The organism is Tateyamaria omphalii (genome assembly GCF_019802125.1).
Taxonomy (GTDB): Bacteria; Pseudomonadota; Alphaproteobacteria; order Rhodobacterales; family Rhodobacteraceae; genus Tateyamaria; species Tateyamaria omphalii_B.
This window is the reverse complement of record NZ_JAHVHT010000003.1, coordinates 236441-257580: the sequence shown is the minus strand read 5'-3', so window position 1 is coordinate 257580 and position 21140 is coordinate 236441. Positions and strand designations below refer to the sequence as shown.

The window sequence follows — 21140 nt, the reverse complement described above, 5'->3', positions numbered from 1 at the left end:
CCCGTGATCCGCCCCCTCGCTGCTGCCGCCCTGCTGATTGCCAGCACCGCCCTGCCCGTCACTGCGTTTGAGACACGCGCGACGGCGGCCTATGTGATTGACCACACCACCGGCACCGTTTTGCTGAACAAGAACGCAGACGAGCCACTGCCGCCTGCGTCAATGTCCAAGTTGATGACGCTTTATATGGCGTTCGAAGCCGTGGAGCGTGGGCAACTGGCCATGACGGACGAGTTGGTGACATCGACGCATGCAGCGAGCTTTGGTGGTTCGACCATGTTTCTGCAGCAGGGCGAGCGTGTCACGGTCGAGGACTTGATACGCGGCATCATCGTCTTGTCTGGCAACGATGCCTGCGTTGTCATTGCCGAAGCGCTCAGCCCCGACGGGACCGAGGCCGGATTTGCCCGCCTCATGACCCGGCGCGCGCAGGAGATGGGTATGACCAATTCGACATTCGCGAACTCCAGCGGCTGGCCCGCCGCAGGGCACCGGATGTCCATGCGCGACCTGGGCCTTTTGGCGCAACGGCTGATATCCGACTATCCCGAATACTATCCGATGTTTTCGGAAACCGAGTTCCTGTTTGACGCAAACGAAAGCTCAAACCGCTTCAACCGCAATCCGCTTCTGACGCTCGGCATTGGCGCCGACGGCTTGAAGACCGGGCACACGGAAGAAGCCGGCTACGGCCTGACCGGCTCGGCCAAGCAAGGCGAGCGCCGCGTCGTATTCGTCATCTCGGGCCTCGACACGGTAGAGGGCCGCGCGCAGGAATCCGAGGCGATTGTGAACTGGGCCTTCCGCCAGTTTGCCGAACGTACAGTGGTGGAAAGCGGAACGCGTGTCGCCACCGCCCGCGTGTGGGAAGGTGCGGAACCCGAAGTGGGTCTCGTCCCACAGGAAGACGTTACCGTCCTTCTGCCCATCCTCGCTGGCAAGACCGTGAATGCCGAGGTCGTCTACACCGGCCCGGTCCAGGCACCGATTGCCGCCGGAACGCCCTTGGGTGAACTGGTGATCCAGCCAGAAGGGTTGCCGGAGGTGCGCGTCCCGCTGCTGGCCGAGGACGACATTGCCCATGGCGGCTTCCTTGCCAAGATTTCGACCGCTGCCCTGTCACTGATCGAGCGCTTCAACGAGGAAACCGCGCCCGAAGGTGGCGCGTGACGTCCAAGGGGCACTTCATCACCTTCGAAGGCATCGACGGCTCCGGCAAATCCACGCAAGCGCGGTTGCTGGCGGACCACTTGCGCGGCCTTGGCCATGACGTGGTCCTGACCCGCGAACCCGGCGGCAGCCCGGGGGCCGAGGAAATACGCGCGCTTGTTTTGCAGGGTAATCCGGATCGCTGGTCCGCAGAAACCGAACTGCTGCTTTTTACGGCGGCCCGGCGGGATCACATGGAACGGTTGATCCAACCGGCTGTCGATGCCGGCAAGATCGTGATCTGTGACCGCTTCGCCGACAGCACCCGCATGTATCAAGGTCTCAGCCGCGGGGATCTTCGCGCCAAGGTAGACACGCTCCACGACCTGATGATTGGGCGGGAACCCGACCTGACGATCCTGATCGACATGGACCCGACCCAGGGCCTTGCCCGCGCCAAGGGGCGGCAGGGTATCGAAGAACGGTTCGAAGATTTCGGAACCGATCTGCAGGAAAAAATGCGTGCAGGGTTCCTTGCGCTTGCCAACGAATTCCCGGATCGCTTTCGCACGATCAATGGTGCGCAGGACGTCAGCGCAGTGGCCAACGACGTTCAGAGCGTCGCTGCCGCATACCTGGCTTCTTCTGACTGACAATACGACGGGGGGAGGCGCATATGCGCCGGGGGGCTGGCCCCCCTGCCGCCTCCGATGCTAGGTCACTTTCATGGCTGAAGATACCCAGGACCCGACGCGCATCCCCGGCGCACCGCATCCGCGTGAAACTGTGAACCTGATCGGCCAGGACGCGGCGCAGGCGGCATTCCTGGACGCGTTCAATGGGGGCCGTGTGCATCACGCCTGGCTGCTGACCGGCCCGCGTGGTGTAGGCAAGGCTACGCTCGCCTGGCGTATCGCGCGTTTCCTGCTGGCCACCCCCGACCCGGATCCCGACGATATGTTCGGTGCCCCGGTGCCGAGCACGCTTGATGTCTCGCCCGACCACCCGGTCACGCGACGCATTGCAGCCGGATCCGATCCGGGGCTGAAATCCGTGCATCGGACAGAAAACGAAAAGACAAAGCGCCTGCGCGATCAGATCACCATCGACGACATCCGCGCGCTCGGTTCGTTCTTCCAACTCAGTGCGACGGATGGTGGACGCCGGGTCGTGATCATCGATGCCGCCGACGACATGAACGTCAACGCCGCCAATGCCCTCTTGAAAATGCTCGAAGAACCGCCGGCGCGCACCACACTCCTGTTGATCTGCCATCAGCCCAGCCGCCTGTTGCCCACAATCCGTTCGCGCTGCCGAACGCTTCGATTGGGCACGCTTGATCTTCAGCAGATGGAGCAGGCCATGGCGCAAGCCGGTGTGGACCCCGGCCCCGATGCAACGGCGCTTGCGGAACTCAGCGCGGGATCGGTCGGCGATGCCCTGCGCCTATCGCTTCTCGACGGGCTCAAAATCTACCGCGAAGTGATCCACCTGCTTGGCACGCTACCCAACCTCGACCGTGGGCGGGCACTCGCCTTGGCGGAAGCAGCGGCCGGTCGTGGCGCCGAAGAAAAGCTCGACCTGCTCTACACTCTGATCGACGTCGCCCTGTCACGTCTGGCCCGCACCGGCGCTCTGGGCCACCCTCCCCCTGTCGAGGCCGCCCCGGACGAGGCCGCGATCCTCATGCGCCTCGCACCCCACGCCCATCAAGCCCGCGCGTGGGCACAAACTGCACAGACCGCACTGGCCCGCGCCCGCCACGGCAGAGCGGTCAACCTTGACCCTGCCGCGCTGGTCCTAGATACGCTGTTCAAGCTATCCGAGACGGCCCCCGCCCGATGACCCCAGAAATCACCGACAGCCACTGCCACCTCGACTTCCCGGATTTCGAGGGTCAGCTGCCAGATATCGTCGCGCGCGCCGCCGAGGCTGGTGTCACCCGAATGGTCACGATCTGCACCAAGTTGCGGCTGGAGCCACAGGTCCGCGCCATCGCCGAAGCGCACGACCCTGTTTTCTATGCCGCCGGAACCCACCCCATGAGTGCGGCCGACGAACCGCTTGCGACAACGGATGAGTTGATTGCTTTGGCGCGGCATCCGAAATTCGTGGGCATAGGCGAAACCGGACTGGACTATCACTACACGTCTCAAAGTGCCGACATTCAGAAAAAATCCTTGCGCATCCATATCGCAGCGGCGCGCGAAACCGGTCTGCCGCTCATCATCCATGCCCGGGCAGCGGATGATGACATGGCCCGAATCCTGACCGAAGAGTACAAGCAAGGCGCCTACAGCTGCGTCATGCACTGCTTTTCCTCGTCTCTGGACCTCGCGCGCGCCGCACTCGACCTCGGCTTCTATTTGTCGATGTCCGGCATCGCGGCATTTCCGAAAAGCCAGGAGTTACGCGACATCTTCGCCGCCGCGCCTGTGGACCGCATCCTGATCGAAACCGACGCCCCCTACCTCGCACCGCCCCCTTATCGCGGCAAACGTAACGAACCCGCCTTCACGGCCCACACAGCGCGCAAAGGGGCCGAGACGATGGGCCTCGACTACGCTGAATTCGCCGCGCAAACGCAAAGGAACTTCGACCGCCTGTTCGCCAAGGCTGCAGCCTACAAGGTCGCTGCATGACGGATACTCTGACGTTCACGATCCTTGGCTGCGGATCGTCCGGCGGTGTGCCGCGGCTTGGTGGCAACTGGGGGGCGTGCGACCCTGACAATCCCAAGAACCGTCGGCAACGCTGTTCACTGCTGGTCGAGCGCATCGGCGAAACAGGCACGACCACCGTACTGGTCGACACTTCTCCCGATCTGCGCAACCAGCTTCTGAACACCGGAACCGGGCGCCTTGACGGCGTGATCTACACCCATGCCCATGCCGATCACGTGCACGGTATCGACGATCTGCGGATGATCGTATTCAACATGCGCGAACGGCTGCAGGTCTGGGCCGACGGCGACACGCAGGACGACCTGATCAGCCGCTTCGGCTATGCCTTTGTCCAGCCCAAAGGCTCGCCCTACCCTCCGATCCTCGAACTGAATACGATCGACGGCGACACGGTGATTGACGGCCCCGGCGGCCCCATCACCTTCGCCCCGTTCAAGGTAAACCACGGCAGCATCGACGCGCTTGGCTTCCGTATCGGCGACGTGGCCTATCTGCCGGACGTGGCCACCATCCCTGACAGCGTTTGGCCCGCTTTGGACAACCTCGACACATGGATCGTCGACGCGCTGCGCCGCGACCCGCACCCGACGCACAGCCATCTTGAAAACACGCTGCACTGGATCGAACGGGTCAAACCCAAACGCGCGATCCTGACCAACATGCACATCGACCTCGATTACGACACCGTTTTGAACGAAACACCCGCCCACATTGAACCCGCCTATGACGGCCTGACGGTGACGCGCCCCGTGTCCTGACCTTCCCTGTTTTCAAAAAATCCCCGCCGGAGGCTCCCGTCCTCTGACCCCGCCGCAAAGGCCCGAACATGCAAGCGCTTCTCGACGTCATCCTGCCCGTCTTTCTGGTGATCGGGTTCGGATACGTTGCGGTCTGGCGCGGTTTCTTTACGGCCGATGGCATCGACGCGCTGATGAAGTTCAGCCAGAACTTTGCGATCCCCTGCTTGCTGTTTTCCGCCATCGCCAACTTGGACCTGTCCACCAGCCTCGATCTGCGCTTGCTGACCAGCTTCTACGTTGGCGCCGCCACCGGCTTTGTCCTTGGCACGGCAGGTGCCTTCTACTTCTTCAAACGCGATATCGAAGACAGCATCGCCATCGGCTTTTGCTGCCTGTTTTCGAATTCGGTCCTGCTGGGCCTCGCCATCAACGAACGAGCCTACGGACCCGAGGCGCTGTCTGGTGCCTACGCCATCATCGCATTCCATTCCCCCTTTTGCTACGGGCTGGGCATCACCGCGATGGAGATTGCGCGCAATCGCGGTCAAAGCCCTCTGACGATGGCGCGTGGGGTCATCCGGGCGATGTTTCGCAACGTGCTTGTCCTGGCGATCCTGGCCGGGTTCATCGTCAACCTCAGCGGCATCGTGCTGCCGAACGTTCTGCGCGACGGGCTGGACCTCGTGATCCGTGCGGCACTTCCCACCGCCCTTTTCGCCCTCGGAGGGGTCCTGATCCAATACAAACCTGAAGGTGACGCACGGGTCATCGCCATGATCTGCGCGATCTCACTCCTGCTGCATCCGGCGATCACCTACGGACTTGGCACAGCCCTTTCCGTGCCTGAAGGCACCCACAAGACCGCCGTTCTGACAGCCGCCATGGCTCCGGGCGTCAACGGCTATATCTTTGCCAACATGTACGGCCGTGCAAAGCGGGTGGCGGCGACGTCAGTGCTTGTCGCAACGGCACTGACTATTCTGACGGCGTGGATGTGGCTGATGGTTCTGGGATAGACAGCTTGGCGCGCCGCGCCCGCGCCAGTTCCGCGTTCAAGGCGCCCCCCAGCAACACCAGATAGGCGCTGATGAACAGCCACAACAGCATGACGATCACCGCACCAATGGACCCGTATACCTCGTTGTAGTTACCGAAGTTCTGCAGATAGACGGAAAACCCGGTCGACGCAGCAATCCAGCAGATCGCGGCAAAGGCAGCACCGGGCGAAATCAGGCGCGGGCGCTGCCCGGACAGGTTCGGCCCCAACCGGTAGATCACCGAGAACCCCGCCAGCAGAACGGCGATACCAACGGCCCAGCGCAATACTTCAACACCAAAATTGGCCCATGGGCCAAGCGGCAGAAACGCGAGGACCACGGGTAGTACAACAATGCAGGCCATGGCCGTAAGGACCACGCCGATCAGGCTCAACGTCAACAGGAACGCTCGGATGTAGTGGGCCACGCCCGACCGGTTCGGCGCGTCGTAGATCGCGTTCAGACCCTGCATCAAAGCAGCCACCCCCGCACGTGCCGACCAGAGCGCAAACCCGAACGACAAAAGCGATGCCCACCCCAGCGTCAGCCCATCCGTCGTCGCAAGCTTGACCAGCTGAGCCGCGAGCAACGCATAGACATCCGCCGGGATCAGAGCCTGAAACTCTTCCATCTGCCGCAGCGCCAAGCCGGGATCACCAATGATCCCCCACAGTGCAATCGTGGCCGCAATGCCGGGAAAGACAGCCAGAATGGCATAAAACGCCACACCCGCCGCGATAAGCCCCAGATGTTTTTCGTCGTTCAGCCGCGCGACATGTCGAATGGCACGCCACCACATGGCGGGATCTTTCGGCGGGACGCTGCTTGTTTCTAGCTGTGTCATGACGTGGGAACGTACGAAACCCGCAATAGTTTCTCAACGTCGTTCCTGCCGTGTCTGGTGCGGGCGGGGAGACTCGAACTCCCACACCTTGCGGCGCCAGAACCTAAATCTGGTGCGTCTACCAATTCCGCCACGCCCGCAACACGAGCCCCAATAGCAAAGAGGGCGGAGGGAGGCGAGACGTATTTGCGAAAAATGACGCGACATTAAGCGCCCGTTCAACTATCATATGCCCAACCTAGAGGCAGGTTACAGAAAGAGACGCCATGAAACCGAAAACGGTCGGGCGCGAAACGGTCGGGCGGATGCCCCCTTTGCGCATTGATATCGCGCATGTCGGACTTGTGTCCGGCACGCTTCTTTTGACAGCTGACGGTGAAATTCCGGTCGAGTATCTCTCGGCGGGGGATCGCGTGATCACACGGAATGCAGGTCTGGTCCCGCTCACCGCGACCCAGTCCTACCGAACGACGGACGAGGCGGTGAAAATCGCCGCGGGCTCTCTGGGCGACACCAAGCCCAGTCATCACGTCATCATTCCCGCCGCCCAGATGGTTCTGATCCGCGACTGGCGGGCACGGGCCATGCGCGGTGCGGCACAGGCGGTGATGCCGGCCGGGTGCCTGATCGACGATGAATACATCACCTCGCTCGGCACCCGCCAGATGACGCTCGTCCGGCTCGGGTTCGAGGCACCGCATGTGGTCTATGCTGACGGTCTGGAGTTGTCGGTGCCCGCGATGACGATGACGGGCGCAGAAGCCGCCTAGGTGTCCAGCGCGCGCAACACCTGTGGAAGCATCTCCGGCAGGTCTTCGGCAATCAGGCCGGGTCCGAAGGCTTGCGCGCATTCGACGTGCAGCCAAGCGGCAGCTTCGCAGGCCTCAATGGGTTCAAATCCGCGCGCCATAAGGCCGGTAATAAATCCGGCAAGTACGTCGCCCGCCCCAGCGGTGGCAAGCCAAGGCACCTCTCGACCATACGTCGAGGTATGGACGGAGCATCGGCCATCCGGGTGCGCAATGGCGGTATCCGGCCCCTTGAACAGAACGACAGCCCCGCATCGTTTCGCTGCGTCTCGCGTGGCATCCACCTTCGAGTAAGCCGGACCCCGGTCCGGCACGACGCTCAGCTTTTCGGAGATGTCAGGGAACAGCCGCGCAAACTCCCCCCCGTGCGGTGTCAGCACCGCATGTTCGTTGAGGGCCTCCATGCGCTGCGGTTCGCGCGCAATCAGGGTCAACGCATCTGCGTCAAAAACAACACGCCTCGTAAGGCGGAGGTGCCCTCCGCACAGCACCGCGTCCACAAGCGATGTGGCACGATCATGCAATCCCAACCCCGGCCCGAGACACAGCGCATTGATCCGGCCATCATCCAGGATCGCTCCGAGTGCGGCTGCATCCGCAACCCGGGCCAGCATGAGCGCAGTGATCTGGCTTGCGACCTCCATCAGAGCCGACGGTGGTGCACCTAACGTCACCAAACCTGCGCCGATGCGCAACGCCCCACGCGCGGCCAGGCGCGCAGCACCTGTGCGCCCAAAACCGCCAGATAAAATCAGCGCGTGCCCGTGGTCGAACTTGTGCCCATGACGCTTAGCAAGGTTGGGCAGCGCACTGCGCACGATCTTTTCAGCCGATGACATTTTAGACACGGCTTGGATCGTTGTCGGTGACGAAAGGGTCCAGGCCGATATCTTTAACCACCGTCTTCATGAGGTCACGCGCAATGACATCGTGGACGGGTTTGCGGGCGTGAAAGGTGACCACCAGATCAGACCAAATTGCAGGAAACGGCGTGCTCTCCGGCACCTTATCCCAGATCATTTCGCCGGTATCGGTTTCAAATCCACTGGGCACATCTATTGCCACGAGGCGGGTTTCGTTGAGATCGCGATGCAGACCGAGGTAATCTAAGTGTACCATCACATCGTTCAAACCGGTGATGGGACGGGATAAGCCAATTCCAAACAGAGCATCAAAAACGACAAAGGGCGGTTTGATGTCATCGTCGCAAACGGGAAGTTCATCGCCGCGATGAACTGCGGCATCTCTAAACATCATCTGCTCGGCATCACCGGCAACAGGAAACCCCAAATCCTGCACAGAGCAAACGGCGCGGCATCTGTCGTAATTTACCCGAGCATCCGGCGGCAGTTTCCCCGCATTGCCGTAGAAAAACACATCGACATCCCATCCACGCGCCCGCAACAATCGCGCCACGACAAACCCGTCACCGCCGTTGTTGCCAGGCCCGCACAAGACCACCGCCCGGTGCACGCCTTCACCCAACTCGGGCCATTCCTCGAACACCGCCTCGACCACGCCGACCCCGGCGCGCTCCATAAGCTCAAGGCCCGTCACCTGTCCCGACTCAATTGCCGCCTGTTCAATCGCTCGCATCTGCGCAGCCGTTAGCAGTTCCGTCATGCTGAAAATCCCAAAGTTTTCATTTCGCACATTTTTTGTGCGCCCTGCACAATCAAAGTGCGCACAACTCACAATCGACGCCCGGCACACCTAATCTCTACCGCATCCCATGGACCTTCCAAACCCGGAAATGGTCCATCCCATCTCAAGGCGCGACAAAGGGAGGCCAGCCCCATGAAGAAGATCGAAGCAATCATCAAGCCCTTCAAGCTTGATGAGGTGAAAGAGGCCCTGCAAGAGGTCGGCGTTCAGGGGCTTTCGGTCATCGAGGTCAAGGGGTTTGGCCGCCAGAAGGGGCACACCGAACTGTACCGCGGCGCAGAATATGTCGTCGACTTCCTGCCCAAAGTCAAAGTCGAGGTTGTCCTCGACGACGATCAGGTCGACGCTGCAATCGCTGCCATCGTTGATGCGGCCAAGACCGAGAAAATCGGCGACGGCAAGATTTTCGTCACCCCCATCGAACAAACCATCCGCATCCGTACCGGCGAGACCGGCTCGGACGCGCTGTAACTCAATACCAAACGTCAGGAAGGACCAATAGGAATGGCCAACCCCGTTCTCGATATGATCAAGGAAGAAGGCGCCGAGTACGTCGACATCCGTTTCACAGACCCGCGCGGCAAGCTGCAGCACGTCACCGTCATGGCCGACCAGGTCGACGAAGACTTCCTTGAGGAAGGGTTCATGTTCGACGGCTCGTCCATCGCGGGCTGGAAATCCATCGAAGCCTCCGACATGAAGCTGATGCCTGATCAGGCCAGCGCCTATGTCGACCCGTTCTATGCAGAGAAAACGATCTGCGTGCACTGCTCGATCGTTGAGCCTGACACCGGCGAAGCCTACGAACGCGACCCGCGCTCGACCGCCGAGAAAGCCGAAGCCTACCTGAAATCCTCGGGCGTTGGCGACACCGCCTTCTTCGGCCCCGAAGCCGAATTCTTCCTGTTCGACGACGTTCGCTTCTCGAACTCGATCAACAAGGTTTCCTACGAAGTCGACGCAACCGATGCGTCCTGGAACACCGACACCGAATACGAGATGGGCAACATGGGCCACCGCCCGGGCGTGAAGGGCGGCTACTTCCCCGTGAACCCCACGGACGAAAGCCAGGATCTGCGGTCCGAGATGCTCAGCACCATGAAGCGTCTGGGCATGAAAGTGGACAAGCACCACCACGAAGTGGCGTCCTGTCAGCACGAGTTGGGTCTGATCTTTGACAGCCTGACCAAGCAGGCCGATGAGCTGCAGAAGTACAAGTATGTCATCCACAACGTCGCCGCCGCCTACGGCAAGTCGGCCACGTTCATGCCGAAGCCCATCGCGGGCGACAACGGCACCGGTATGCACTGCAACATGTCGATCTGGAAAGACGGCAAGCCGCTGTTCGCTGGCGACAAGTATGCTGATCTGTCGGACGAAGCTCTGTACTTCATCGGCGGCATCCTGAAGCACGCCAAGGCGCTCAACGCCTTCACCAACCCGTCGACCAACAGCTACAAGCGTCTGATCCCCGGCTTCGAGGCCCCCGTTTTGCGCGCCTACTCGGCCCGCAACCGCTCGGGCTGCGTCCGGATCCCATGGACCGAGTCGCCCAAAGCCAAGCGGGTTGAGGCACGCTTCCCCGATCCGTCGGCCAACCCCTACCTGTGTTTCGCGGCCCTGCTGATGGCTGGCCTCGACGGCATCCAGAACAAGATCCACCCCGGCGATCCGTCGGACAAGGACCTGTACGATCTGCCGCCAGAAGAGCTGGCCGGTATCCCGACCGTCTGCGGCAGCTTGCGCGAAGCGATGGAAGAGCTGGAAGCCGACATGGACTTCCTGCTGGCTGGTGACGTGTTCACCAAGGACCAGATCGAAGGCTACATCGCGCTGAAGATGGAAGAGATCGAAACATACGAACACACACCGCACCCGGTTGAGTTCGGCATGTACTACAGCTGCTGATCCTCCCTGGCAGTTGAAACTCAAGGCGCCCCGTTTCGGGGCGCCTTTTTTGTTGCATGCGAAATACTTCCACCCGACTCCCGGTTCGGGCTTCTCTGGACCGGTTGCGTCTCACAGAACCGCATTTCGTCCTTCAACCAAAGCGAAGGGAAAGTCGGGGCAAAGGCACCGTTGCGCAACGTGAGCAGGCGTTCGTGACACGATTTTCGACGGATCCGAAGTTAACCTTTGCGCCTTGAATAAGCTGCCCTGAACCGCTCTGCCAACCATCGCCCAAAACGGCTTTGAGCGGTGTGACATGTCCTCGATACGCGCCCTGGCCGAGCACCATAATTCTACTTTTGCGGGAATATCTTGCTTGCTGCCGCTATTGTGAGCGACCAAAAATCGTTTAAAAACAGATTCATGACTTGCCAGCGCTGAATAAATGAGCGTACTCTCGCCTATCTTGCTGCGTTGCAGCAGGGGTCGTGTATTCCTGACTTGCATCTGATGCTGTAGAGGCCGACGATGTTGTTATTGAAAATTTAATAATGGTGAAATTTATGACCACAACTCAATTCTGCTTTCGCGTTTGCGTCGCTGCCTCCGTTATTATGGGCCTGAACATCATCCTTGCACACATGGCTTGATCACATCGAAGAATGGGCTTGGGCGCGCGCGTCAAAGCGCTGTACCCTCGCCCGGAACGTTCACAGGGAGAGAGACAGATGTGTTTAAAACGGTTAACCGGCGGCACCCTTGCCGCCGTTTTCGCTTTGTCGGCACATGTTGCATACGCACAATGCGGCAACTCATCCGCTGGGTTTGAAAGCTGGAAGTCCGGTTTTGCCGCGGACGCAAAACGTGCAGGTGTCCAATCGCCTGGCCTGCAGGCACTCGCAAATGCAACCTACGCCACCCGGACAATCGCCGCCGATCGGAACCAGAAATCGTTCCGCTACAGCCTCGACAAGTTCATGCAGGTTCGAGGGGCCGATACGATCGTCGCGCAAGGGCGCAAACGCAAGGCCCGCAATCCTGAATTCTACGCCGCGCTCGAACGCCAATACGGTGTGCCCGCCGGTGTTCTGATTGCCATTCATGGCATGGAAACCGCCTTTGGCGGGTTTATGGGCGACAGCTCTGTGGTGTCCGCTATCGTAACCCTGACCTATGACTGCCGCCGCTCCGACTTTTTCAAGCCACATGCGATCGGCGCACTGAAACTGGTGGATCAAGGCTCCATTACCGGTGCCACCAAGGGCGCGAAACATGGCGAATTGGGACATACACAATTCCTGCCTGGCAACGCGCTGACATATGGTGTCGACGCCAACGGCGATGGCCGCGTCGATCTTTACAACCAAACGGACGCCCTTGCGTCGACGGCTAATTTCCTGCGTCAAAAGGGCTGGAAACCCGGTCAGGGCTACCAGCAGGGCCAACCGAACTTTGCCGTGATCAAGCAGTGGAATGCAGCCACCGTCTATCAGCAGTCCATCGCGATCATGGGTGCCCGGATCGACGGCTGAACCCCGATCAAGAGGCGCAAGCGCAAAGCGACGCTTGCGCCCTCGGGCATATCGGCGTATTCGCCCCATAGGGTTCAGGCTCCTGCCCTCCGCATCTTGGTGAAGTCCTGATTGTCCGACCTCTTCAACGGTCGCAGCCTCGGCAACGCGGAGCCCCGAACGCCAAACCCACGCGACCGGACAACGGAGCTGGATATGGATATCCCCCTACCCTCACGATCTGCGCTCAAGGCGCAGGCCAAACGTCTGCGACAGGCAGTCAACGCGGCAGGCACACCACTGACGCATGCAGAGGCACTTGAAACCGTGGCGCGCCAGTGGGGCGCACGTGACTGGAACACGCTCAGCGCGCGGGCGCAGGAGGCGCCGCAACACGGCTATGCGCCCGGGCAGCGCGTCACCGGCCGCTATCTCGGCCATCGCTTCAGCGGGTTCGTCAAGGCCGCGCGGCTCATGCCGGGTGGCCGACACGCGCTGACCCTGCGGTTTGACGATGCGATTGACGTGGTGCAGTCACGACAATTCTCGGCCTGGCGCAAACAGGTGAATTGCGTGGTGAACGGCAAGGGCCGCTCGCTGCGTGTGACCTCGAACGGGCAACCCCATGTTGTCATCCACGACGCGTGGTCAGGTGAATGACATGTCGTAACGCGGGCGTGCCGCCCGTCTAATCCAAGGGCGGCACGTCAGCACCGGCCAGCACGTATGTGTGAATGGCAAAGACCACCGCACGGCTCTGCGGCAGGCGCAACAGCGTTTGCCGTTCGGTCCGGTAATACGGCCCATTCCGCAACCCGGCCCCCACCCGACGCGGCTCGAATTGCGAGCGGGGCTGGAACAGTTCGGGGTCTTCGTACCAAAGCTGATTGAACCGCCACAGCGGGCGCCCAACCTGGATCCCGTCAAACAGCCGCTGAACGCGGCGGGCCACATCGCCGGTATACTCCGCGACCGGGACATGTATGTCGGTCAGGGGACGCCCCGCCTTTTCACTCAGCCGCCAGGAGGCCGGAAAACACAGCACCGCACCGGTCAACACATGCTCATCCTCGCGCTGTTCCATCAGCACGAAATCGTTCTGGCACAGCCGGCCAAGGGTCTCCAACGGCGCGGCGCGGTCCAGGGCAATACAGCGCCCATCCGGGCAGATCGCGCGCTCCTCGCTCACCTCGAAGTCCAGGGCAGGCAGGCACTCAAGAACGCTACCCAGCAGCTCCTCCGCCGCAGGCCGCGCCTCCGGATCAAGGTAAAGCACATCGGCAGGTTGCTCCGCCAACAACACTTCCCGGCGCGCCATCTGGGCGGCATAGGCTTCATCGACACGCAACCAATGTCCACGTTCGGGCTGGATGCCGGGCAAGGCACGCGCCATGCGCATGTCATCGGGCAAATGCGTCTGCAAAATCGCTGTCATGGCCCGTTGTGCCACGCAGCCCACCACCCCTCCAGTGGAAAAAAACGCCAAAAGCCTGTCGGAATTTGGCAATTCGCAGCGCGCATTCCGCTGCACGCTGGCACGGGGGAGGAAGGCCAAATGAACCAACACTACCGGGACAACCGCAAGATCGACCCGAATTGCGGCGCCACATTGGGCGACGGCACACCAAACGATGCCAACCGGATCGAAATCGGCCCCACCCAACTTGCCTTTGAGGAGTGGAACGCTGCCGGGCTGACCCTGCCAAACCTCGCGAAAATGCGTGACTTCCGCTGGCGGCGGCTCACCCAACACATCGTGGACCGCGACTATGCGGGGCTGTTGATGTTCGACCCGCTCAACATCCGCTACGCCACCGACACGACCAACATGCAGCTCTGGAACGCGCACAACCCGTTCCGCGCCGTACTGCTCTGCGCCGATGGCTACATGGTGATCTGGGATTACAAGAATGCGCCCTTCCTGTCCTCATTCAACCCGCTGGTGCGCGAGGTCAGGCACGGTGCCGACCTGTTCTATTTCGACCGCGGGGACAAGATCGACGTGGCCGCAGATGTGTTCGCCAATAGCGTGCGCGAGATCTGCGCCGAACACGCGCCCGGACTGAACCGCCTGGCGGTCGACAAACCCATGGTGCACGGCCTGCGCGCGCTCGAAGCGCAGGGGTTCGAGGTGATGGATGGCGAAGAGGTCACGGAGAAATCCCGCTCGATCAAGGGACCGGACGAGATCCTCGCCATGCGCTGCGCCGTGAACGCCTGCGAAGCCTCGGTGCAGGCGATGGAGGATTTCGCACGCGCCAATGTGGGCGACGGTAAGACCTGCGAGGATGACATCTGGGCCATCCTGCACGCTGAAAACATCAAACGCGGCGGGGAATGGATCGAAACACGGCTCCTCTCCTCCGGCCAGCGCACCAACCCGTGGTTTCAGGAATGCGGCCCGCGCGTGTGCCAACAGAACGAGATCATCAGCTTCGACACCGACCTCATCGGCAGTTACGGCATCTGCGTCGACATCTCGCGCAGCTGGTGGATCGGGGATCGGACACCACGACCCGACATGGTCTACGCCATGCAGCACGCCCATGAGCACATCATGCAGAACATGGAGATGATCAAACCCGGCGTCATGATCCCGGAGCTTACGGCAAACACGCATGTGCTGGATGACAAGTTCCAGGCGCAGAAATACGGCTGCCTGATGCATGGCGTCGGCCTGTGCGACGAGTGGCCATTGGTCGCCTACCCCGACAAGGCCGTCGCGGGCGCCTACGACTACCCGCTCGAACCCGGGATGGTCCTGTGCGTGGAGGCAGCCGTCGGCGAAGTGGGCGGCGACTTCAGCATCAAGCTCGAGGATCAGGTGCTGGTGACGGAAGATGGGTACGAAAACCTGATCACATACCCATTCGACGCCGCATTGATGGGACAGGCCTGATCGCCTAAGCAGGCCTGTTGCAACCATACCGCATCGCACATCCAGTGCTCATGCAATGACATCCCGTCCGGCTACGCGGACGCAAGGCGCCCACACCCAACGCATCCGAACAGAAAAGCCCGATTCTTTTTCTATTTTTGCGTGCAAGCGATTTTTTTGAAAACAAATCATAGGCCAATTGGGAATTCTCGCATAACGTGAAGTTTGTAAACGATTCTGAAATCGACCCAGACAAGTATTTGATTTTTATCAACGCATTTTGAAGGACCTGGAAATGCAAGCCGGTGAGATAAAAAGCATTTCGATCCATCCAGCGATTGGCGTCGCGCGGGTCGGCAATTCGGAAAATGGCTATTTCCTTGCACCAGATGTCATTAGCGCAACGCCTCAAGATAGCGATGGTTTCCGCGATGCCGAAGGGCGGCTGAAACGCCAAGTTGCACGGTTCCGCATCTACGCCACATTGAATTCCGGCGAAGTGCGCGAGATCACGACGGCCGACGCCCAGATCAACTGGCGCGTCGAAATCGCCAATCTCAAGGCAGGCTGGTATGACTTCCAGCACGCGATGGACCTGCCACCGGACGAGGTCTTCGAGCCGTCAAGACGCAACGCCACCTTCAACGGTGACGACCGCGACCGGCTCAGCATCCGGCCCTCCCCGCGCGACATCTCGGGTCCCAACCAAACCTCTGTGCCCTTCGACGACGGGACATTCTTTGGCAAACCCGTCTACCTCGGCGAACTGCGTACCGACGATGCCGGGCGGCTCCTGTTCTTTGGCGGCCACGGCCACTCCGCGCCGCTGGTTCCGGGCACGGCCCCTACAACCTTCGCCAACAATGACGGCTGGCACGATGACACCAGCGATGGCCCCGTGCGGGCAACCGTCACCATCGGCGACACTGCGTTCGAGGCGACACCGGCCCATGTGATCGTCGCACCCCCCAATTTCGGACCGGGCCTCTTCGGGGTTGTCACGATGGATGACGTTGTGCGGGACCTCTACTTTCGGGAAGGGATCCTGGAGCCACCGACAAGCACCAGCTTCACCCGCGATGTCTGGCCCATCTTCGACCGCATGACTGGGCACCAATGGGTCTGCGACGGTGTCCTGCTGCTGGCCGGTCAGGGCACCCCCCTCGATGCCCGCGATCCAGACATCATTGCGCAAATGGCCGACCCGACCGGGGCAAGCGCCACCTATCGACAGGCGGTGTTCAAACTCTTCCGCAACAGCAATACCGAAGCGTTGAACCACGCCGCCCTGCCACCATTCTTCGGCGACACCTACGGGGACCGGTATCTGAACGGCCCCGACAAGGGCAAACTGGTGGACCCAGCGCGCGAGGATCTGTTTCTGACGAAAACCCAGTACAAGCATTTGGAAAACTGGGCGGCCGGGAATTTCGAAGCCGATTGGACGGGCATCCCCACCATCCCGGCCTTCGACGACATCCCCACCTGCGACCAACCGCGCGAGTTGGACCGCGCGGCGCTGCACGAATGCCTGGGCGGCCCGTTCCATCCGGGGATCGAGCTGACATGGCCCATGCGCCTTGCATCCATGTGGAACCCCGATGTCCCCTACCGCCTGCGCCCCCTGCCCGAAGGCAAGCCCGTGCGCCAGGATTACGGCGACACACTCAGCCGCGAACAGGCACTCGCATGGGACGGCCCATGGGGCCCGACAGGCCCCGGCAGCCTGACCCGCTGGATGGGTGTGCCCTGGCAGACGGACGAAGCGTCCTGCAATTCAGGTCTGGTCTATACCCCCAGCCTGTACCTTTCCTCACCCAGCTTTTGGGGCGCCCGTGTCCCGAATCAGGTGTTACCGATCGAGGCCTATACTATTGCCACCACTCCGGAACTGGCCCCGCTTCAGGTACAACGCCACTTCAGCCATCGCCGCTTCTGGCTGCGCGATCTTCAGGGCACGGGCTATGCAGCACGGATCGACAACATGGTCCACAAATGGTGGATGACCGGCCTGGTCGAGGCGCATACGCCGCCCGAAGGGTCCGGGTTGCCCGATCCGTGCTTTGTCGAAACGGGCCGCTCACCGACCTTCACCCGAGGGGATCCGAGCCTCAAGCTTGCTCAGGACGTGGTCGCACTGCAGTCGACAGAAGAACAGGTCACAACGCTGGCCTTGCGCACGGCCCCCAAGGTTGAGGTTGAGGAAGAACTCGAAACCCAGACCTTCCAGCGTTTCGATCGCGGCGAGGTCTAGTGCCACAGGTCGTGATCGCAGGCGGCGGGCCAGCCGGGCTTGCCGCTGCCATCGCGCTAGCTGAACGCAACATCGCTGTCACCGTCGTCGACCCAACCGGCGGCGTGGTTCAAACGCGCGCCGAAATGCTGGCACAGGGCGCGGGCGCGATCATGCAGCGCCTTGGCCTCGGCCAAGCGTTGCGGGACGCCCTCCATATCAAGGCTGTCGAAAGCGTCTGGGGCCGCGCGCATCTGCAGTCTCACGGCGCAATCCCGGGGCTTGGTCTGCACGGTTGGGGCGTTGACCGTCGCACGCTGAGCCTCTCCATGCGCACCCGCGCCACAGCCTTGGGCGCGAAGATTGTCAAAGGGCGGGTGGGGCACACCCGGAAAATGGGCGCGGGCTGGCACGTGGACATCTCCGAAAACGGAACCGCTCATACCGTCAAAAGCTCGTATCTGATCGACGCAACCGGCCGCCCCAGCCACATCGCCCGCCGCAACGGCGCGACGTCCCTACATGGACCGAACTTGGTCGCATTGCTCTGGCATATCCCCAGCGAGGCTGAGCCAATCATGGTCGCCGAGGCTGCCAAGGATGGCTGGTGGTACGCTGTGCCCAGCCGCACCGGCTCAACCATCGGCTTTGTCACCAGCGCAGCGAACGCCAAACAGATGTTGAAGTCACCCGGCTCCACGCTCGATCGTGCGGTCCGCGCATTGACTCGCATTCCAATCCCGAACAACGCCAGCCCCAGCGCCACCATGGACTGCCGCAGTGCCGTCCTCGACCGCGCCTGCGAAATGGGATGGGTTGCCACTGGCGACGCCATGGCCGCCTTCGACCCGATCTCGTCCCAAGGGCTGTTCAACGCGCTGTCCGGCGGGTTCTTCGCCGGAAACGCAGTCGCTGATGCCATCGCGGGAAACACCGACGCCCCCATGGTCTACGCCGCGCTGGCTGCCCGCACTGCCGAACGCACCCACGCCAGCACTCGCCTTCAATACGCAGCCCTCCCCTTCGACACACCGTTCTGGCGCGACCGTGCGGCTTCACACGACATGCGCCCTCACGCAGAAAAGACACATCAAACCCAAGCGCACTGCCAATAGCGCCGCCGCGCGCACCTCGGCACACTGTGTCAGACTCACACCTCTGCGTGAGATACGTGTCAAACCCCTTCCAAGCACGGCCCGCCGCGCCCATTCTCCATGCCAAGGAGACGACATATGCCCACCGAACGCATCACTTTTGCCGGCCACGCCGGAACCCTCGACGCCCGGCTCGACCTGCCAGAAGGGCCGCATCTGGCCACGGCCGTCTTTGCGCACTGCTTCACCTGCGGCAAGGACATCCCCGCCGCCCGCCGTGTCGCCGCACGGCTGACCACCATGGGCATCGCCGTGCTGCGCTTCGATTTCACAGGGCTCGGCCACAGCGACGGCGAGTTCGCCAACACGTCCTTCACCTCGAACGTGCAGGACCTGGTCAAGGCGGTGGACTACCTGAATGACCGGAACATGCCGCCCGCACTGCTGATCGGCCACTCGCTTGGCGGGGCCGCGGTACTCAAAACGACAGCCCAACTCGATCAGATCAAGGCGGTCGCCACCATCGGCGCACCCTTCGACCCAGAACACGTGACCCACAACTTCTCCGACGCGCTGCCCAAGATCCTCGAACACGGCGAAGCCGAGGTGAACCTCGGCGGCCGCCCCTTCCGCATCGGCAAAGGGTTCGTCGAGGACGTGACCGAAGAAGCGCTGCAGCCCGCCATCGCCCGGCTGAACGCGGCGCTTCTGGTCCTGCACGCCCCCCGCGACGCCATCGTCAGCATCGACAACGCAAGCGAGATCTTCCTCGCTGCCAAACACCCCAAAAGCTTCGTCACCCTCGACGATGCCGACCACCTCGTAACCAACGCCGATCACGCCGAATACGCCGCCGACATCATCGCCACCTGGGCCAAGAAATACCTGCAGCTGAAGCCCCCCGCCCCGCCCATCGGCGCCCCCGAAGGCGTCGTGCGCAGTTCCGAAGCGGACCCGAAAGGGTTCCTGCAGGACATCACCCACGGCACGCGGCACCACATCCTCGCCGACGAACCCCGCGCCTATGGCGGCACCAATCAAGGGCTATCGCCTTATGGACTTCTGTCCGCTGGCCTCGCCGCCTGCACGTCCATGACGATCCGCATGTACGCGCGGCGCAAGGAGTGGCCGCTCGACCACGTGCATGTGGACGTCAGCCACAACAAGGTCCACGCGCAGGACGCAAGTGCCGTGGAGGGCGACAAGGTCGATGAATGGAAACGCCGGATCACACTGACGGGCCAGCTCGACGACGCGCAGCGCCAACGCCTGCTCGAGATTGCCGACAAATGCCCGGTGCACCGCACGCTGGAGCGCAGTTCAAAGGTGCTGACAGAGCTGGCGCCCGCGAGCGAGGTTCTGGAAGCAACCTGAGAAAGTGGGGGCTCAGTCCCATCACCTGTCCCCCAAAATGAAACGAGGCGCGGTCCCATCCGGGGCCGCGCCTCTCATTTTAACTCAAGCGTTGGATCAGCCGCGCGCGCGGCCCACCAGCTTCCAGGCCAGGGGCAGAACCAGCGCTGCCAGCGCAAGTTTCAGCGCATCACCGATCAGGAAGGGCGTCAGACCCCATTCCAGGATCGGCTTGTCCCAGCCATAAAGCTGACCCAGCCACGCCAGGCCGGGAACATAGATCAGCACGTTACCCAGCAGCATGGCGACGGCCATCCAAACAACCGACCGGTCCCAGCCACGGCGCGCCAATGCGCCCAGCGCCAGCGTCGCCAGAACGTAACCGACAAGGTAACCGCCGGTGCCGCCCATCATGTATTCCAGACCGAACTTCTCGGCCGACGAGCCTGCAAACACGTCAAAGCCCAGCGCACCAATGATCATGTAACCCATGATGGTCACCAGACCCAGACGCGCGCCATAGGCCGCACCAACAGTCAGAACGGCAAAGGTCCCCATGGTGATCGGAACGGGCCACATCGGCACCTTGATCTTTGCTGCAACCGCAAGAAAGGCGATGCCCAGCACCACCAAAGCAGCTTGCTTGATCCGCAGGGCGGTGCCCTCGTTTGCGCCGAACGCTTCGCTCAGCACCTTGTTATTCCATGTCGCTTCCATGAGGTCTCACCTGTCCAAGTGGCAAAAATTTGCGCATCTTGTGCCAAGCACGTCCGCTTTCTGCAAGTGCAAAGCCGATGTTTGCGATCACAGACGCTGCGGCGTGGGGTCAGCGCCCGGTACGTCGGTAGTGACTGGTCATCACGTAGGACTTGCGCGGCCCCTCCACGGTCCATGTCGTGCGAAAGGCAGGCCAGTCCGCGAAATCATAAGACACCCGGTACGCATCCGGGTCGCACCAATGCGATGCCTCACCCCCGGCTGCAGGCACCGTATGAAAGAACCGCCCATCATCGAAATAGACATGCAGCCCCGGCGTCCACAGATACCGCCGCTCCGCCTGCATTGGCGCAGCACCCTCCATATACAGCGTGCCAGTCTCGGCATAGGCAAGATCCTCGCCCTGCGCCGTCCACGTCGCCACACCGGAAAACCGCGCTGGCGGTCCAACCGTCGGCGTGATGCTCCGCTCGATCTCCCAAGCCCCCTCGAAATCCCCAAGAGTCCGTTCAACAGGCATGTCTCGTCCCGGCGAT

At 61.7% G+C, this 21140-nt stretch carries 21 protein-coding genes and 1 tRNA gene; 15 read left to right on the top strand and 7 right to left on the bottom strand.

Annotation, left to right across the window (positions count from 1 at the left end; all coding sequences use genetic code 11):
• Positions 1–3: 3 nt before the first annotated feature.
• The 6 genes from KUV51_RS13670 (at position 4) to KUV51_RS13645 (ending at position 5589) form a co-directional block, all read left to right on the top strand.
• Positions 4–1170 (top strand): D-alanyl-D-alanine carboxypeptidase family protein, encoded by a 1167-nt coding sequence (locus KUV51_RS13670; RefSeq protein ID WP_222522193.1) that lies wholly within the window; start codon positions 4–6, stop codon positions 1168–1170.
• The gene (gene tmk / locus KUV51_RS13665) at positions 1167–1802 is read left to right on the top strand and encodes a dTMP kinase (protein WP_222522192.1); all 636 of its coding nucleotides are present in this window, start codon (positions 1167–1169) and stop codon (positions 1800–1802) included. The genes KUV51_RS13670 and tmk overlap by 4 nt, the downstream gene beginning before the upstream one ends.
• Before the next feature lie 73 nt (positions 1803–1875).
• Positions 1876–2994 carry a DNA polymerase III subunit delta' gene (locus KUV51_RS13660; RefSeq protein WP_222522191.1) on the top strand — a complete coding sequence of 373 codons (1119 nt, stop codon included), beginning with the start codon at positions 1876–1878 and terminating at the stop codon, positions 2992–2994.
• A complete protein-coding gene (locus KUV51_RS13655) occupies positions 2991–3791 on the top strand; it encodes a TatD family hydrolase (RefSeq protein WP_222522190.1) in 801 nt (266 codons plus the stop codon). The genes KUV51_RS13660 and KUV51_RS13655 overlap by 4 nt, the downstream gene beginning before the upstream one ends.
• The gene (locus KUV51_RS13650) at positions 3788–4591 is read left to right on the top strand and encodes an MBL fold metallo-hydrolase (RefSeq protein ID WP_222522189.1); all 804 of its coding nucleotides are present in this window, start codon (positions 3788–3790) and stop codon (positions 4589–4591) included. Before KUV51_RS13655 ends, KUV51_RS13650 begins: the two co-directional genes overlap by 4 nt.
• Before the next feature lie 68 nt (positions 4592–4659).
• Positions 4660–5589, top strand: a complete 930-nt coding sequence (locus KUV51_RS13645; RefSeq protein ID WP_222522188.1) for an AEC family transporter — start codon at positions 4660–4662, stop codon at positions 5587–5589.
• Here KUV51_RS13645 and KUV51_RS13640 read toward each other — a convergent pair.
• Both KUV51_RS13640 and KUV51_RS13635 read right to left on the bottom strand, forming a co-directional pair.
• Positions 5549–6409 (bottom strand): YihY/virulence factor BrkB family protein, encoded by an 861-nt coding sequence (locus KUV51_RS13640; RefSeq protein WP_222522187.1) that lies wholly within the window; start codon positions 6407–6409, stop codon positions 5549–5551. The genes KUV51_RS13645 and KUV51_RS13640 overlap by 41 nt on opposite strands.
• Positions 6410–6509: 100 nt before the next feature.
• Positions 6510–6594 (bottom strand) — tRNA-Leu (locus tag KUV51_RS13635).
• A gap of 126 nt (positions 6595–6720) precedes the next feature.
• Between KUV51_RS13635 and KUV51_RS13630 the strand changes: the two genes are divergently transcribed.
• Positions 6721–7224 (top strand): Hint domain-containing protein, encoded by a 504-nt coding sequence (locus KUV51_RS13630; RefSeq protein ID WP_261385845.1) that lies wholly within the window; start codon positions 6721–6723, stop codon positions 7222–7224.
• Here the strand turns inward: KUV51_RS13630 and KUV51_RS22360 are convergent.
• Together KUV51_RS22360 and KUV51_RS22355 are read right to left on the bottom strand one after the other, a co-directional pair.
• Positions 7221–8102 (bottom strand): NAD(P)H-hydrate dehydratase, encoded by an 882-nt coding sequence (locus tag KUV51_RS22360; RefSeq protein ID WP_410001078.1) that lies wholly within the window; start codon positions 8100–8102, stop codon positions 7221–7223. The genes KUV51_RS13630 and KUV51_RS22360 overlap by 4 nt on opposite strands.
• A 1-nt stretch (position 8103) precedes the next feature.
• Complete coding sequence (locus KUV51_RS22355; protein WP_410001077.1) at positions 8104–8916, bottom strand: NAD(P)H-hydrate epimerase; 813 nt, start codon at positions 8914–8916, stop codon at positions 8104–8106.
• A gap of 144 nt (positions 8917–9060) precedes the next feature.
• On the opposite strand from KUV51_RS22355, the gene KUV51_RS13620 reads away from it, so the two are divergent.
• From KUV51_RS13620 to KUV51_RS13605, 4 genes are all read left to right on the top strand, one after another.
• Positions 9061–9399 carry a P-II family nitrogen regulator gene (locus KUV51_RS13620; RefSeq protein ID WP_039683188.1) on the top strand — a complete coding sequence of 113 codons (339 nt, stop codon included), beginning with the start codon at positions 9061–9063 and terminating at the stop codon, positions 9397–9399.
• A 33-nt stretch (positions 9400–9432) separates the two neighbouring features.
• Positions 9433–10836, top strand: a complete 1404-nt coding sequence (gene glnA / locus KUV51_RS13615) for a type I glutamate--ammonia ligase (RefSeq protein WP_222522186.1) — start codon at positions 9433–9435, stop codon at positions 10834–10836.
• A gap of 710 nt (positions 10837–11546) precedes the next feature.
• Positions 11547–12350, top strand: coding sequence for a lytic transglycosylase domain-containing protein (locus KUV51_RS13610; RefSeq protein ID WP_222522185.1), 804 nt, complete (start codon positions 11547–11549; stop codon positions 12348–12350).
• Between the two features lie 195 nt (positions 12351–12545).
• Positions 12546–12989, top strand: coding sequence for a glyoxalase superfamily protein (locus KUV51_RS13605; protein ID WP_222522184.1), 444 nt, complete (start codon positions 12546–12548; stop codon positions 12987–12989).
• A gap of 28 nt (positions 12990–13017) precedes the next feature.
• On the opposite strand, the gene KUV51_RS13600 is transcribed toward KUV51_RS13605, so the two are convergent.
• Positions 13018–13764, bottom strand: coding sequence for a heme-dependent oxidative N-demethylase family protein (locus tag KUV51_RS13600; RefSeq protein ID WP_222522183.1), 747 nt, complete (start codon positions 13762–13764; stop codon positions 13018–13020).
• A 120-nt stretch (positions 13765–13884) separates the two neighbouring features.
• On the opposite strand from KUV51_RS13600, the gene dddP reads away from it, so the two are divergent.
• The 4 genes from dddP (at position 13885) to KUV51_RS13580 (ending at position 19908) form a co-directional block, all read left to right on the top strand.
• Positions 13885–15228 (top strand): dimethylsulfonioproprionate lyase DddP, encoded by a 1344-nt coding sequence (dddP, locus tag KUV51_RS13595; RefSeq protein WP_222522182.1) that lies wholly within the window; start codon positions 13885–13887, stop codon positions 15226–15228.
• Between the two features lie 274 nt (positions 15229–15502).
• Complete coding sequence (locus KUV51_RS13590) at positions 15503–17461, top strand: LodA/GoxA family CTQ-dependent oxidase (RefSeq protein ID WP_222522181.1); 1959 nt, start codon at positions 15503–15505, stop codon at positions 17459–17461.
• Positions 17461–18555 (top strand): tryptophan 7-halogenase, encoded by a 1095-nt coding sequence (locus tag KUV51_RS13585; protein WP_222522180.1) that lies wholly within the window; start codon positions 17461–17463, stop codon positions 18553–18555. The genes KUV51_RS13590 and KUV51_RS13585 overlap by 1 nt, the downstream gene beginning before the upstream one ends.
• Before the next feature lie 117 nt (positions 18556–18672).
• Positions 18673–19908: a bifunctional alpha/beta hydrolase/OsmC family protein gene (locus tag KUV51_RS13580; protein ID WP_222522179.1), complete on the top strand. Its 1236-nt coding sequence runs from the start codon at positions 18673–18675 to the stop codon at positions 19906–19908.
• 96 nt (positions 19909–20004) lie between these two features.
• Here KUV51_RS13580 and KUV51_RS13575 read toward each other — a convergent pair whose 3' ends face one another.
• Together KUV51_RS13575 and KUV51_RS13570 are read right to left on the bottom strand one after the other, a co-directional pair.
• Entirely contained in the window at positions 20005–20604 is a 600-nt protein-coding gene (locus KUV51_RS13575) for a biotin transporter BioY (RefSeq protein ID WP_222522178.1), read from the bottom strand.
• A 109-nt stretch (positions 20605–20713) separates the two neighbouring features.
• Entirely contained in the window at positions 20714–21124 is a 411-nt protein-coding gene (locus KUV51_RS13570) for a DUF6314 family protein (RefSeq protein ID WP_222522177.1), read from the bottom strand.
• Positions 21125–21140: the final 16 nt, after the last annotated feature.